Annotated in this window: 11 protein-coding genes and 3 pseudogenes; 10 read left to right on the top strand and 4 right to left on the bottom strand. The window is 68.7% G+C overall.

The window, feature by feature from the left end; translation table 11 throughout:
- Positions 1 to 101: 101 nt before the first annotated feature.
- The 3 genes and pseudogenes from K5L49_RS19635 (at position 102) to K5L49_RS19625 (ending at position 1,205) form a co-directional block, all read left to right on the top strand.
- A complete protein-coding gene (locus K5L49_RS19635; RefSeq protein WP_223695350.1) occupies positions 102 to 329 on the top strand; it encodes an ATP-binding cassette domain-containing protein in 228 nt (75 codons plus the stop codon).
- Positions 329 to 508: pseudogene (locus K5L49_RS20755) on the top strand (ATP-binding cassette domain-containing protein); the annotation flags it as partial. The gene K5L49_RS19635 and the pseudogene K5L49_RS20755, both read left to right, overlap by 1 nt.
- Positions 509 to 647: 139 nt before the next feature.
- Entirely contained in the window at positions 648 to 1,205 is a 558-nt protein-coding gene (locus tag K5L49_RS19625; RefSeq protein ID WP_223695351.1) for a hypothetical protein, read from the top strand.
- Here K5L49_RS19625 and K5L49_RS19620 read toward each other — a convergent pair.
- Positions 1,193 to 2,830, bottom strand: a complete 1,638-nt coding sequence (locus K5L49_RS19620; RefSeq protein ID WP_223691410.1) for an amidohydrolase — start codon at positions 2,828 to 2,830, stop codon at positions 1,193 to 1,195. The genes K5L49_RS19625 and K5L49_RS19620 overlap by 13 nt on opposite strands.
- A gap of 139 nt (positions 2,831 to 2,969) precedes the next feature.
- Complete coding sequence (locus K5L49_RS19615; RefSeq protein ID WP_223691409.1) at positions 2,970 to 3,899, bottom strand: LysR family transcriptional regulator; 930 nt, start codon at positions 3,897 to 3,899, stop codon at positions 2,970 to 2,972.
- A 148-nt stretch (positions 3,900 to 4,047) separates the two neighbouring features.
- Between K5L49_RS19615 and K5L49_RS19610 the strand changes: the two genes are divergently transcribed.
- Together K5L49_RS19610 and K5L49_RS19605 are read left to right on the top strand one after the other, a co-directional pair.
- A complete protein-coding gene (locus K5L49_RS19610; protein WP_223691408.1) occupies positions 4,048 to 5,490 on the top strand; it encodes a purine-cytosine permease family protein in 1,443 nt (480 codons plus the stop codon).
- Positions 5,487 to 7,049 carry a GMC family oxidoreductase gene (locus K5L49_RS19605; RefSeq protein WP_223691406.1) on the top strand — a complete coding sequence of 521 codons (1,563 nt, stop codon included), beginning with the start codon at positions 5,487 to 5,489 and terminating at the stop codon, positions 7,047 to 7,049. The genes K5L49_RS19610 and K5L49_RS19605 overlap by 4 nt, the downstream gene beginning before the upstream one ends.
- Before the next feature lie 78 nt (positions 7,050 to 7,127).
- On the opposite strand, the gene K5L49_RS19600 is transcribed toward K5L49_RS19605, so the two are convergent.
- On the bottom strand, positions 7,128 to 8,651 hold the full coding sequence (locus K5L49_RS19600; protein ID WP_223691404.1) for an APC family permease: 1,524 nt from the start codon (positions 8,649 to 8,651) through the stop codon (positions 7,128 to 7,130).
- Between the two features lie 96 nt (positions 8,652 to 8,747).
- Positions 8,748 to 10,211, bottom strand: coding sequence for an aldehyde dehydrogenase family protein (locus K5L49_RS19595; protein ID WP_223691402.1), 1,464 nt, complete (start codon positions 10,209 to 10,211; stop codon positions 8,748 to 8,750).
- A 213-nt stretch (positions 10,212 to 10,424) separates the two neighbouring features.
- On the opposite strand from K5L49_RS19595, the pseudogene K5L49_RS20610 reads away from it, so the two are divergent.
- From K5L49_RS20610 to K5L49_RS19570, 5 genes and pseudogenes are all read left to right on the top strand, one after another.
- Positions 10,425 to 10,991: pseudogene (locus K5L49_RS20610) on the top strand (NAD(P)-binding domain-containing protein); the annotation flags it as partial.
- A gap of 124 nt (positions 10,992 to 11,115) precedes the next feature.
- A complete protein-coding gene (locus tag K5L49_RS20605) occupies positions 11,116 to 11,748 on the top strand; it encodes a hypothetical protein (protein ID WP_223695348.1) in 633 nt (210 codons plus the stop codon).
- Positions 11,748 to 12,184, top strand: a pseudogene (locus K5L49_RS19580) (RidA family protein). Before K5L49_RS20605 ends, K5L49_RS19580 begins: the two are co-directional and overlap by 1 nt.
- Before the next feature lie 163 nt (positions 12,185 to 12,347).
- A complete protein-coding gene (locus K5L49_RS19575) occupies positions 12,348 to 12,851 on the top strand; it encodes a DUF1028 domain-containing protein (RefSeq protein ID WP_263299541.1) in 504 nt (167 codons plus the stop codon).
- On the top strand, positions 12,844 to 14,263 hold a 1,420-nt coding region (locus K5L49_RS19570; protein ID WP_308116583.1), incomplete at its 3' end, for an amidohydrolase. The genes K5L49_RS19575 and K5L49_RS19570, both read left to right, overlap by 8 nt.

Here is a 14,263-nt window from a genome sequence, read left to right as displayed (position 1 = left end):
CCAAGCTCTTCACGACCTCTACGAACAAAGGAAACTGATGGCCGAGCTCACCGTTCTCCGCGTTCTCCAAGACCTTCAATGGAACGCGAGTCCTCGAACCGCTGGATCTCACCGTCGGCGACGGGCAGTTCTGCTGCATGCTCGGATCCTCCGGATCCGGCAAATCCACCCTGCTGCGCATCGTCGCCGGTCTGGAGGAGCCGGACGCCGGCGCCCATCCGCGTCGGCTCGCGCGACATCACCCGGCTCTCGGTCGAGAAGCGCAACATCGGCTTCGTCTTCCAGAACTACGCGCTGTTCCCGCACCTGAGCGTGCTGGTCGAACGTGATGTACGGGCTGCGCGCCCGTCGCACGCGCGCGCGGCCGCGAAGAAGAAGGCGGAAGAGATGCTCGGACTGGTCGGCCTCGGCGACTTCGGCGGACGTTCGCCCGCCCAGCTCCGGCGGTCAGCAGCAGCGCGTCGCCCTCGCTCGCGCGCTGGTCACCAGCCCCGATCTGCTCCTGCTGGATGAGCCCCTGAGTGCCCTGGACAAGAAGATCCGCGGCGAGATGCAGCGCGAACTGAAGCGCATCCACCAGGAGACCGGCCTTACCACCATCATGGTCACGCACGACCAGGAGGAGGCGATGGACCTCGGCGACCAAGGTGATGATGCTCGACCGCGGTGTCGTGCAGCAGAACGACAGCCCCGAGTCGATGTACCGCGCGCCGGGCAACCGGTTCGTGGCGCAGTTCCTCGGCGGCCAGCTGCTCGGGGCGGGCGTGGTGCACGGCTCCGGCCCCTCCTCGATGGTGGAGGTCGGCGGTCTGTCGCTGTCGACCGCGCAGGACGACCTGCATGAGGGAGACCGGGTGGATGTGCTCGTCATGGCCGAGCGCGTGCGCATCGTCCGCGACGAGGCGGCGACCAGCGCGGGAACCGCCAGCGGCGTGCTGAGCGCGATCGACTTCTTCGGTCCGTTCGCGCCGGGCGGAGATCGCCGTGGGCGAGCTCCGGGTCCCCGTCACGATGCTCTCGCAGGAGGCGGACGCACTGGTCGCCGGTCAGCGGGTGCGCTTCGCGATCTCGCCGGAAGGCCTGCACGCCTTCGTGGCCACGAAGGCCGCCTGAGCCGCGCCGCCAGAGCCGCGCCGGCAGTGCGGCGGCGGCAGTGCAGCGGCGGCAGTGCAGCGGCGGTCTACCGCGCCTGTCAGGCGCGGTAGACCGAGCGGCCCTCGACGAAGGTCTCGACAACACCGGCGGTGTCGAGGGCGCGCCCGTCGGAGATGTCGCGGTCGAGGAGGACGAGGTCGGCTGCGAGGCCGGGCTCGAGCCGCCCGGTGGTCGTCTCCAGACGGCCGATCCACGCCGCAGTGCCGGTGTACGCGTCGAGCGCTGTGCCCAAGGGAAGCGACTCACCGGCCAGCAAGGGCTGGCTCAGCGCGAGCCCGGTCGCGTGCGGATCCGTGGATGGCGCCAGCCGGGTGGTGCCGGTGTGCACCGCCCACAGCGGATTGGGGTCGGAGACCGGCCAGTCGCTGCCCGCGACGATGCGGGCGCCGCTGGCGTGAAGCGTGCCGAACGGGAAGTGCCGCGCGGCGCGTTCGTCACCCATCATCGGCAGTTTGCGTTCGACGATCTCTGTGTCCGTGCGCGCCCAGAGCAGCTGCGCGTTCACCGTGACGTCGAGCTCAGCGAACCGGCCGACGTCGGCGGCGTCGACCACGTCGAGGTGAGCGAGCTGATGACGGCCTCCGGTCGGCCCGTTGCTCGCTCTGGCATGCTCGATCGCGTCGAGGCACTCCCGCACAGCCCGGTCTCCTACGGCGTGCAAGTGAACGTCGAAGCCGCGCGCGTCGAGTTCGGCGACGATCGTGGCGAGCTCGCCGGGCGGTATGAACGAGTCTCCACGCAGGCCGGGCTCGTCGGTGTAGTCGTCGAGCAACGCCGCCGTGTGGTTCTCGATCATTCCGTCTTGCATGATCTTGACGGTGCCGGCCACCAGACCACGGGTGTGCGCGACGCTCGTGCGCCGTGCCTCCAGGTCGGCGAGCTGTTCGAGGCCACGGTCGCGATCCCACCACTGGCAGAGGACCACCCGTGCGGTGAGCGCTCCCTGCGCGGCCAGGCCGAGGTATGCGTCGAGCGAGTCGGGCCCGAGTTCGCTCGTGCCGACCGCTGCGTCGTGCCAGGTGGTCACCCCGACGGAGTGGAGGCGGTGCTGTGCGGCCAGGATGGCCTGCTCGAGGAAGCCGGGCGCCGGTGACGGGATGATCGCATCCAGTGACTGCATCGCCGTGTCCAGCAGGACCCCGGTGAGGTCGCCGTGCCCGTCGCGGAGGAAGTGGCCGCCGAGCGGGTCGGCGATGTCTGGCGCGACGCCTGCGGCCTCCAGCGCTCGCGTGTTGGCCCAGACGCCGTGGCCGTCATGGCTGGTGAGGACCACCGGCCGGTCGGGGACGATGGCGTCGAGGATGGCGCGCGTCGGGAAGCCACCGGGGAAGACATCGCCGTACCAGCCGACGCCGACGATGGTGTCGAGCTCGGGGTGTGCGGCCGCGTAGTCGGCGATGATCCGTGCGTACTCATCGGCGTCGTGCACGGGCATGAGGTCGATTCCGAGGAGCGAGCCTCCCGCCATCGGCGGGTGGACGTGGGTGTCGTGGAACCCGGGGAGGAGCGAGGAGCCGCCTGCGTCGCGCACCTCGGTGTCGCCGTCGCGCTGCGCGGCCACCACGTCGTCAGGACCGACGGCGACGATGACGCCGTCGCGGACGAGCACGCCGCCGTCGAGCCAGTTCCCGTCGCCCCGATAGAGCCGGGCGTTCGTGATGTGCAGACTCGTCATCGGCGTCCCTTCGCGTTTGCGACCAGTCTCTGCTCCGCGACCCTGATCACGCAAATAGTTTTGCTTGGATCACTTCATCATCACGTCAGATGCGAAATGCTCGCGAAACCCAGCTGTCATCTCTGACGACCGTTCAGGCTCACGACGGCTGCGGGTTGAGGGTCTGCGCCACGACCTGCGCCGCGATCTCGCCGACGGCGCGCGCCCGCGCCGTCGGGCGCACCGAGCGCATCGCCGCGAGGACGACGGGCAGCGCCGGAACGCTGTCTCCGATCGGCAGCGCCGCCACGCGTTCGCCGTCGTAGCTGAGGTCGTGCGTGGGTCGCTGGTTGAGAATCGAGAAGCCGTGGCCGTGCGCGACGAACGCCCGCACCGTCTCGTAGTTGAGCGAACGGTGCCTGATCTCGGGCTGCAGCCCTGCTCCGGCCAGAATGCCGAGGAAGTACTCGCGGCTGTGCGGGAGGTCGAGCAGGATCATCGGCTCTCGCGAGAGTTCGCGCAGGAACACCTGCGGGGAGGCGGCCAGCGGATGGCCGGCTGGCAGGATGACGTGCGGGGGAGCGTCGGACAGCACGGCGGTGCGGATGTCGTTGCCGAAGCCGAAGTCGTAGCCGATCAGCAGCTCCACCCTGCCGCTGCGCAGTGCCGCCCGCGCGCCGTCTGTGTCGAGCTCGTCCACCTCGATGTCGAGGTAGGGATGCTCCGACCGCACCCTGCTGACGATCGCGGGGAGGATGAAGGGCGCGAGCGTGACGAAGCAGCCGATGCGGATGGTTCCTCGCACCTGGTTGTCGATGCCGCGCGCGGTGTCGAGCGCCTCCTCCAGATTGAGCAGGAGGGCGCGTGCGTCGCCGAGGAACTGCTGCCCGGACGGCGTGAGTGTCAGGCCGCGGGAGCGTTGGCGGATGAACAGCTGCGCTCCGACCTGATGCTCCAGCTGCGCGATGGCCGATGAGACGGCCGACTGGGCGACGAAGAGCTCCTCTGCGGCGCGGGTCATCGAGAGATGCGTAGCCGCCTCGATGAAGTACCGCAGCTGCGCCAGCGTGACGTCAGGCTTCTTGCTCATCCGCGACCTCCGGTTACGACGATGTTTCCGCTCTGTTTCCCCCGGCCCTGTATCTGCCGAAGTGATGCAGTGGTTCAGGCAACCTTAGTTGATTGATGCGAAAAAGCAGCAGAAGCTCTATGCCAAGCCACTGACGAGGAGCACGCCCATGAGCACTGAGGTCCACAGCGACGCCCTCGGCGTCGAGACCCGCACCATCGACTACATTCCCGAGGACGAACGGCACGGCAAGGCACGCAACCTGTTCACGATCTGGTTCGGCGGCAACATCATGATGCTGTCGATCGCGACCGGACTGCTCGCGACAGCCGTGTACGGCCTCCCGATCTGGGCCGCTATCGTCGCGCTCGTCGTCGGCAACCTCGTCGGCGGTGTCGTGATGGCGCTGCACGCGGCGCAGGGGCCGCAGATCGGCGTGCCCCAGATGCTGCAGACGAGAGCGCAGTTCGGCTCGTACGGCAGCCTCCTCGTCGTGGTGATCGTGGTCGGGATGTACGTGGCGTTCTTCGCCTCCAATGTGATCCTGGGAGGCCAGGCGCTCGACTCGCTGACCCACCTCGGCTCCTTCTGGTCGACAGTGCTCGTCGGCCTGATCAGCGTCTTCGGCGCGGTCTTCGGCTACCGCCTCCTGCACGTCTTCGGCACCGTCATGAGCATCGTTGCCGGCCTCACCATCGCGCTGGTCTTCGTCTACATCTTCGCGGCGGGAACGCTGCCGGCCGGCGCACTGAATTACGGCTCGGTGACCGCCACCGGGATCATGGGCACCATCTCGGTCGCTGCGCTCTGGCAGATCGCATACGCGCCGTACGTTTCGGACTACACCAGGTACATGCCCAAGGACACGGGCGTGCGCGCCGCGTTCTGGGCGACATTCGCGGGCTGCGTCCTCGGCTCCGTCATCCCGATGGTGCTCGGCTCGATCGTGGGAGCCGCCTTCCCGAAGGACGATGTCGCCACGGGGCTGAGCGCTCTCATCCCGGGGATCGCCGGACTGGCGCTGCTCGTCTTCGGCGTCGGCATCAGCGTCAGCAACGGCATGAATCTCTATTGCGGAAGTCTCGCGATCATCACGATCGGGCAGACCCTGTTCCCGAAGTGGATTCCGCGGGCCTTCTCTCGCGGTGCCATCGCGGTCATCCTCTTCCTGATCGCGCTCGTGCTCGGGTTCGCGTTCTCGGCCAACTTCCTGGTGAACCTGTCCAACTTGATGATCCTGCTGCTGTGCGTGCTGATCCCGTGGACAGCGGTCAACCTGGTCGACTACTACGCGGTCAAGCACGGCAAGTACGACATCGCATCGCTGTTCCGTCAGGATGGCGGCATCTATGGGCGCATCAATCGCAATGCTGTGCTCTGCTACGTGCTCGGCATCCTCGTGCAGCTGCCGTTCCTCAGCACGGCCTTCTACACCGGCCCGGTCGCCACCGCCCTCGGCGGCGTCGACATCTCCTGGATCGTCGGTCTGGCTGTGATCTGCCCGCTCTACTATGCGCTCATGAAGTGGGCGCCGTCGAAGCCGCCCGTGCCGACCATCCAGGCTCCGGCCGCCACCCCCGTCTCCACCATCGGAACCGCAGGAGCAGAATGACCGACAACCCAGCACAGCCCGCCGCCGCCGAGTACGACTATGTCGTGGTCGGCGGCGGCACTGCGGGCGGCATCGTCGCCGCGCGCCTCTCCGAGAACCCCGACGTCACGGTCTGCCTCCTGGAGTGGGGGCCGAGCGATCGCGGCGAGGGCCGCGCCCGGGAGATCCGGCGCTGGGAGGAGATGATCGGAAGCGAGTACGACCTCGACTATCCGAGCGTGCCGCAGGAGCGCGGCAACTCCCACATCCGCCAGTCCAGGATGCGCATCCTCGGCGGCTGCTCGACGGCCAACACCATGATCGCCTGGCGCCCGCCGGCCTCCGATCTGGACGAGTGGGTGCAGGCCGGCGCCGCCGGATGGGGCCCGGCGAGCTTCCATCCGTTCTTCGATCGGCTGCGAATCCCGATCCACCCGGTGGGCGAGGCGGACAGGAACCCGTTCGTCGCCGATGTCGTCGCCGCTGCGGCCACGGCGCTCGGCCTCCCCGTGCAGGAGCGGTGGAACGACGGACGCACCGACACATTGGCGCGGGGCGCAGGCTTCTTCGAGGTCGGTTACGACCCGCAGACCAATGTGCGCGGGTCGAGCTCGATCCACTACCTCCACGACATGATGGATGCACGGGAGTCGTTGGACGTGATCACGGGAGCCCGCGCTGAGCGGGTTGTCGTCGAGGACGGCCGCGCGGTGTCCGTGCGCTTCCGCGACGCCGATGGCGCGACGCACGAGGTGCGAGCCCGCCGGGAGATCGTGATGGCCTGCGGGGCGATCGACACCCCGCGGCTGCTGCTGCACTCAGGAATCGGGCCGTCTTCGGTGCTCGCCGCTGCCGGCGTCGAACAGGTGCACGAGCTCGCCGGGGTGGGGGAGAACCTCCAGGATCATGCCGAAGGCCTCGTGGTGTGGGAGGCCGTGTCGGCGCCGCCCGCCGTCTCGGCCTCCGGCTGGGACGCCGGGGCGATGGTCGGTGTCGACGGGGACCCTGCCAGGCCGGATGTGCTCATGCACTTCCCCGTCGATCCGGTCGTCGACCACCCGCGGGCGCGCGGGGTCGTGTTTCCGGAGACGATCGTGGCGATCGCCCCGAACGTCGCGAAGCCGCACAGCCGCGGTCGCGTCACCATCGCCTCCGCCGACCCGGACGAGCCTCCTGTCATCGACTACCGCTACTTCACCGACGCGTCCGGTCACGACGAGCGCATGCTCGTCGCCGGCGTACGCCTGGCGCGACGTATCGCCGAGGAGGAGCCGATGCGGCACCACCTGGTGCGCGAAGTCTTTCCCGGGCCGGAGGTGCAGAGCGACGAGGAGCTGTCGGCCGTGCAGCGCGACATCCACCAGACCGTCTACCACGTGAGCGGCACGTGCCGGATGGGCGCTTCGGACGACGAGGGCGCCGTGGTCGACCCCGAACTGCGTGTGCGCGGAGTCCGCGGTCTGCGCATCGCTGACGCATCCGTTTTCCCGACGCTGACCTCCGTGAACCCGGTCATCACGGTGATGATGGTGGCGGAGCGGGCGGCGGAGCTGATAGCGGTCAGCCAAGCCGCACGCTGACGCAGCACCCGACGACGGAGGAGATCCCGGCGCGCGCCGTGGATCTCCTCCGTTCGCGGTGGTGTCGGAGCGACCGCGTCAGTCTCTGACCGGCTCCAGCAGCGCTTCCGTTGCAGGCTCCGCACGGCGGTCGCGTGCCCGCTGCCAGTAGTAGCCGACCAGCGCCATGACGACGATGACGATCAGGGTGCCGACGGTGAAGCCCTCGAAGGTCGGCCGGTCGACGCCCCAGGTGTCGATGAAGTCGTACTTCAGTCCGAACACCGACTCCAGGGTGCCGGGGAAGACCGCGACCCACGAGCCGAGGACGACCCAGGCGTAGATGATCACCACGGCGATCCACAGCCCGGCACGGCCTCCGGGGACGCGGAACGGCCGCTCGACGTCCGGGTATCTGCGGCGCAGGCGAACGATCGACGGGAAAATCACCAGATAGGACAGCAGCAGTGTCGAGATGGCGACCGTGAGCACGACGGTGAACACGGCCGCCGTGCTGCCCTTGAGCAGCATGGTCGCCGCGATGCAGAACACCGTGGCGACGATGCCGGAGAGGAGATTCATGCGCACCGGGGTGCCGAACCGCTTCGAGAAGACGCCGAAATAGCGGAAGAACGCCCCATCGGCGCCTGCCGCCGCCTGCACGCGGTCGGAGGCGATCATCCACGCGCTGGCCTGCGTCAGCACGACGAACACGAACAGCAGGCCCGCGATCAACATGACAGGACCGGAGGCCAGACCGTAGACGGAGAAGACCTCCTTGAACGCCTCCAAGAAGCCGCTCGCGCCCTGCACCTTGCTGGCGGGCAGCACCGCCAGGATGGCGAAGATCGGGACGAGATAGCAGAGGATCGAGATGATGCCGGAGGTGGCGATCGCTTTCGGCACATCGCGCTGCGGGTCGCGCATCTCCTCGGCGGCGCCGTTGGGCGCCTCGAAGCCGACGACCGCGAACAGGATGACCGGCGTGACCGCGAGGAATCCGCCCAGTGTCGGGGAGAAGTCGCCGGCGGCATAACCGTGGATGCCGTTCTGGAACGCATAGACGACCACCGTGACGACGAAGATCACCAGGAGGGCGACCTTCACGATCGCGCCTGCGGCCACGATGTGCTTGCCGTACTTGAGGCCGATGATCGCGGTGCCGATGGCCAGCCAGATGAAGATCAATTTGAACGCGATGTCGCCTGCGCTTCCTTCCGGCAGCGGTGCGATGTACGCGCTCCAGGTGGCGGCGGAGATGAACACCAGCGATCCGCCCATCCAGAGCGGGTTCGTGATCCAGTAGAACAGGGTCGCGATCGCCGCCGTCAGCTTGCCGAACGCGAGCCGCACCCAGACGAAGGGGCCGCCCTCGTCGTGGAAGGTGCTGCCGAGTTCGGCGATGACGAGCGCGTACGGGAACAGGAACGTGATGCCGATGATCACGGTCCAGGTGAACGCCTCGGCGCCGCCCCCCGCCGCGATCTGCGCGACGGTGTCGATGGCGATGATCGCACTGATCGACAGGAACACGATGTCGAGACGGCCGAGTGTCTTATGGAAGTGCTGGGCTCGGAGGTTCGAGGTCTCGAGCTTCGCGTCGTTCCTGGCTGGTGAACTCATCGGTGGGACTCCTTCGTCCTTCATTCTCGGGGATTGCCGGGTTTTACGCAGTTGGGGGTGGATGCGCCGTGCAACTGCCCGGTCATCGTGGAACTCCTAGTCGTGCTGGAACCACGTGGTCTTGAGGCCGACATAGTTGTCGATGGCGTGGCGGGAGAGGTCGCGGCCGAAGCCGGACTGCTTGAACCCGCCGAACGGGGTGGTGGAGCCGAGCGCATCCACGGTGTTCACCGAGACCGTACCGGCGACCAGCCGCTCGGACACTCTGTGCGCGCGGGACAGGCTGGAGGTCCAGACCGAGGCGGCGAGGCCGTAGTCCGTCGCGTTCGCGGCGTGCACGGCGTCGCCCTCGTCATCGAACGCCTGCACGACGACGAGCGGTCCGAAGATCTCGTCGCGGTGCAACGGATGCGACAATGGCAGGCCTGTGACGATGGCCGGGTCGATGAACGCGGACGATCCACCGCGCTGGATCCGTTCGCCGCCGATCAGCTCGCCATCGCGCGCCGCAGCGGCGATCGCTTCGGCGACGGTGTCGGCGTGCGACTCGGAGACGAGTGCGCCGTTGCCGCTGGCCGGGTCGAGCGGGTCGCCGGAACGGTACGCCTGCGCGGCTGTGGTGAGGAGGCCGACGAACTCGTCGTAGACGGGGCGTTCGACGAAGATACGGGAGTTGGCCGAGCAGACCTCGCCCTGGTTGTAGAACGCGCCGAATGCTGCCTGTTCCGCCGCACGCGACAGATCCTCCGCGTCGGCGAAGATCAGGTTGGAGCTCTTGCCGCCGGCCTCCAGGCTGAGCCGCTTCAGGTTCGACTCGCCGGCGTACGTCATCAACCTCTTGGCGACGGCCGTCGATCCCGTGAAGGTGAGGGCGTCCACGTGCGGGTGCAGTCCGAGGGCGCGCCCGATCACGGCGCCTGGCCCGGGGACGACGTTGAGCACGCCGGCCGGCAGGCCGGCCTCCAGGGCGAGTTCGCCGAGGCGGAGGGCGCTGAGGCTCGTGGTCTCGGCGGGCTTCAGCACCACGCTATTGCCCGCCACCAATGCCGGGGCGAGCTTCCAGGCGGCGATGTCGAGGGGGTAGTTCCACGGCACGATCGCTGCGACGACGCCGAGTGCGACCCTGCTGACGATCGCTGTGGAGCCGGGGGGAGTGGCGGGGACCTCGTCGGTCAGCTTGTCGGCCAGCTCGCCGTACCAGCGGAACGTCGCAGCGGTTCCCGGTACGTCGACCGCGCTGGTCTGTGAGAGCGGCTTGCCCATGTCGAGCGATTCGAGCAGTGCGAGCTCATCGGCGTCGCGCTCGATGAGATCGGCGAGACGTCGGAGGACGAGACCGCGCTCTGCGGCTCCGAGGGCGCTCCACGATCCGCTCTCGTATGCGGCGCGCGCCGCTGCGACCGCTCTGTCGATGTCGGCGCTGCCGCCCTGGGCGATGTCTGCGATGGCGGAGCCCGTCGCCGGGTTGATCGTGACGAAGGTGTCGCCGGAGGCCGCGTGGACCCTGTCGCCGTCGATGAGTGCCCTGCCGTCGACGCGGGCGGTTGTTTCGATCGTCATGCCGGAAGAGTACGCACGAGTGGCACATCGAAACGAGCGCCGAAAACCGCTGAACTGCATCAATTGAAGCGATGTGGTGTGAGCATCCGGGTCGAAAACTCTTTGGCGAGGTAGTTAATCGACGCGCGCGACCCGCGCACAAGGCATCACTTCTATTGATCCAATTCGGCGATTCTCATTGTTTTTAGATTCGACCGCTCCTGCTGACAATGGCTGGACCGCTCAACGATCAGCGAAGGAGATCAGCATGTCGAGCCAGGAGATCCAGGAGATCGAGGTCGTCGTCGTCGGCGGTGGCCAGGCCGGTGTGGCGATGAGCGATCATCTGACCGACCGCGCATCCCGCACCTCGTCCTCGAGAAGGGCCGGATCGCCGAAGGCTGGCGAACAGGGCGCTGGGATTCGCTCGTCGCCAACGGCCCGGCGTGGCACGACCGCTTCCCCAAGCTGGAGTTCGAGACGGTCGGCGCCGACGAGTTCGCACCGAAAGACGACGTCGCCGACTACTTCGTCGCGTACACGAAACTCATCGACGCGCCCATCCGCACCGGTGTGGAGGTCACCCGCGTCGTCCGAAACGCCGACCGGCCGGGGTTCACCGTCGAAACCTCAGACGGTGCGTTCCAGGCGCGCTACGTCGTCGCGGCCACCGGGCCGTTCCAAGTCCCCGTCATCCCCGCGGTCATCCCAGACGGCTCGTGGCCCACCCAGCTGCACTCCAGTGACTACCGCAATCCTGCGCAATTGCCGCAGGGTGGCGTGCTGGTCGTCGGCGCCGGCTCGTCCGGCGTGCAGATCGCCGACGAGCTGCGCCGCTCGGGCCGCGAGGTCTACCTGTCGGTCGGCCCGCACGACCGGCCGCCGCGTCGTTACCGGGGCCGCGACTTTCGTCTGGTGGCTCGGTGTGCTCGGCAAGTGGGACCTGTCGACCCCTCCCCAGGGTGCCGAGCATGTCACCATCGCCGTGAGCGGTGCGGACGGCGGCCACACGGTCGACTTCCGCGAGCTCGCCGCCGGCGGGATCACCCTGGTCGGCCGGACCACCGCGTACAGCGACGGGCGGATGCGGTTCGCACCAGACGTCGCCCGCAACGTCGCCGCTGGCGACGACAACCTCTTCGCCCTCCTCGACGAGGCGGACGCCTACGTCGCCCGCAACGGCCTCGACCTCCCCGAGGAGCCTGAGGCGCGCCTGGTGGGCGCCGATCCGGCGAGCCTGACCGACCCGATCCTCGAACTCGACCTCCAGGCGGCCGGGATCACCACGATCGTGTGGGCGACGGGCTTCCGCACCGACTACAGCTGGCTGCAGGTGGATGCGTTCGACGAGAACGGCAGGCCGGTGCACCAGCGCGGCGTCTCAACCGAGCCTGGCGTCTACTTCCTCGGCCTGCCCTGGCAGTCGCGCCGCGGCTCCAGCTTCATCTGGGGTGTCTGGCACGACGCCGGCCACATCGCCGACCAGATCCAGATTCAGCGGGGCTATCTCGCGTACGACCAGCAGGCCGCGCTCGCGGCAGAAGGAGCAGTTGTCTGATGCCGACGCACACCAGGATCCGGCCGTTCAACACCAAAGAGACATACCCGGAGCAGAACCTCGACAACGATCTCTGCCAGGCCGTCGTCGCGAACGGGTCGTCTACCTGCGCGGCCAGATCGGCCAGGACCTGGAGACCCGTGAGTCCGTCGGCATCGGCGACGTGGAGGCGCAGGCTGAGAAGGCGATGGCGAACATCGCGATGCTGCTGGAGGAGGCGGGTTCGAACGTCGAGGACATCGTCAAGGTCGTGATCTACCTCGTCGACCCGCGGTATCGCGAGACGGTCTACCGCGTCGTCGGCCGCTGGCTGAAAGGCGTCTTCCCCGTCTCCACAGGCATCGTCGTCTCGGCGCTCGCCCGGCCGGAGTGGCTGGTGGAGATCGACGCGACAGCTGTCATCAGCACGGACGCGGCGGGGGAGGGGCGACGATGACCTTCTCCATCCTCGCCGTCGACGACACCGGCGCCATCGGCTCTGCCATCTGCTCCTCATCGCCGGCAGTCGCCGCGCGCTGCGTCAACCTCGCGGAGGGTATCGGCGGGGGCACTCGCAGAACGTCACCGATCCCCGGCTCGGTCCGCAGCTCCTCGCCGGGTTGCGCGACGGACGGCCGGTGGCGGAGGTGCTTGCGTGGGTCGTGGACTCCACGCCGGACATCGACTACCGGCAGCTGTTGGTGATCGACCGCGCAGGCCGCTCCGCCATCCACTCGGGGTCGCATGTGCTCGGCGAGCACGGCCACGCGCAGTCGGCGCACGCCGTCGCGGCGGGCAACCTGCTCGCCAGGGCAGACCTCCCGCAGCTCATGGTGGACGCGTTCGAGGCGGCGGATGGCGACCTGGAGGTGAGACTGCTGTCCGCATTGAAGGCCGCCGTCGCCGCCGGAGGCGAGGAGGGGCCCGTCCGCTCGGCCGGCGTCGCGGTCGTGCGCGACGCCGGCTGGCGGGTCACCGACCTCCGCGTCGACTGGGCCGACCATCCCGTCGAGCTGCTGGACGAGATCCTCGTCGAGACTTGGCTGCCGCAGCGCGACGCGTACGTGGCACGCGGGCTCACCCCTGCCGGGGCGCCGAGCTACGGTGTGCGGGGCGATGAGTGAGGCGGCGCTGAAGCGGCGCGTGCGCGAGCAGGTCGACGCGGAGCTGCCGCGCTTGATCGCCCTCTCCGAGGCGCTTCACGCCGACCCGGAGACCGCCTGGAACGAGCACCGCGCCAGCGCCCGACTCTGCGATGAGCTCGAATCCCGTGGTTTCGCGGTGACGCCCGCCTATCTCGGGCTGGAGACCGCGTTCCTCGCGACGGCTGGCACCGGTGCGGTGCGCATCGGAATCTGCGCCGAGTACGACGCGCTCCCCGGGCTCGGTCACGCCTGCGGTCACAACCTCATCGCCGCCATCGCCGTCGGCGTCGCCGCCGCGCTCGCGCCGCTCGCCGACGAGCTCGGTATCACGGTTGAGGTGTACGGCACCCCGGCCGAAGAGGGCGGTGGCGGAAAGATCGAGCTGCTCGACCGCGGAGCCTTCGCCGGCCTCGACCTGGCCGTCATGGCGCATCCGGGGCCGGTGGACGTCGCGGAGGCGCGGCCATTCGCCGTTGCACACTCGCACGTGCAGTACGACGGCAAAGCGGCCCACGCCGGCGCGTACCCGGAGCAGGGCGTCAACGCCAACGACGCGTTCGTCGTGGCGCAGGTCGCCATCGGCCTCCTGCGCCAGCAGCTGCCGCACTCGGCGCGCGTCCACGGCATCCAGACCGTCGGCGGCCAGGCGCCCAACGCCATTCCGAACCGCACGGAGGGCCGCTGGTACGTGCGCGCCGAGACCCTGGCGGAACTGGAGCACATCGAGCAGAGGGTGAACCGCTGCTTCGAAGCGGGCGCGCTCGCCTCGGGGACCACGCTCACCAACACGCCGGAGAGCAAACGGTACTCCGAGTTCCGCACCGACGAGCGGGCGCTCGGCCACTACCGCGGCGAACGCCACCGCGCTGGGGAGGGTGTTCGACACCTCTGGCACCGGGACGATGAACCGGGCGTCGACCGATATGGGCAATGTCTCGCAGATCGTCCCGGCCATCCACCCGTATGTCGGCGTCGGCAGCCTGCCCGCGACCAACCACCAGCCGGAGTTCGCCGCGGCATGCGTCGGGCCGGTGGCGGAGAAAGCGCTGCGGGATGCCGCCGTGGCGCTCGCACAGACCGTGGTGGACGTCGTGCGGGCGGCGTCCTGAGCGCCACCCGCACCACGTGCGACGTGCTCGGACCCGCTCAGCTGGTCCAGGTGCGAAGGGTGGACGCAGCGGGGGAGGCCGTGTCGGCGAGCCACGGGGCGACCGCGGTGGCGAAGGACCGCCTGGCTTGGCTGGGATCGTCGTCGACGGACTCGGGCCGCCCAGATGACCTGTTCTCCCGGCGTAGACGGAGTCGAGCAGGCGCACCAGTGGCTCGAGTGGGGTTCCGGAGACGAGATCACCGTCGGTCCACGGCCTGCGGCCAGCGCGGTTCGGGTGCGG

The sequence above is a fragment of the Leifsonia poae genome, from assembly GCF_020009625.1.
In the GTDB taxonomy this organism is placed as follows: Bacteria; Actinomycetota; Actinomycetes; order Actinomycetales; family Microbacteriaceae; genus Leifsonia; species Leifsonia poae_A.
The sequence above is the reverse complement of the archived record's forward strand: the minus strand, read 5'-3'. Positions and strand labels throughout refer to the sequence as shown.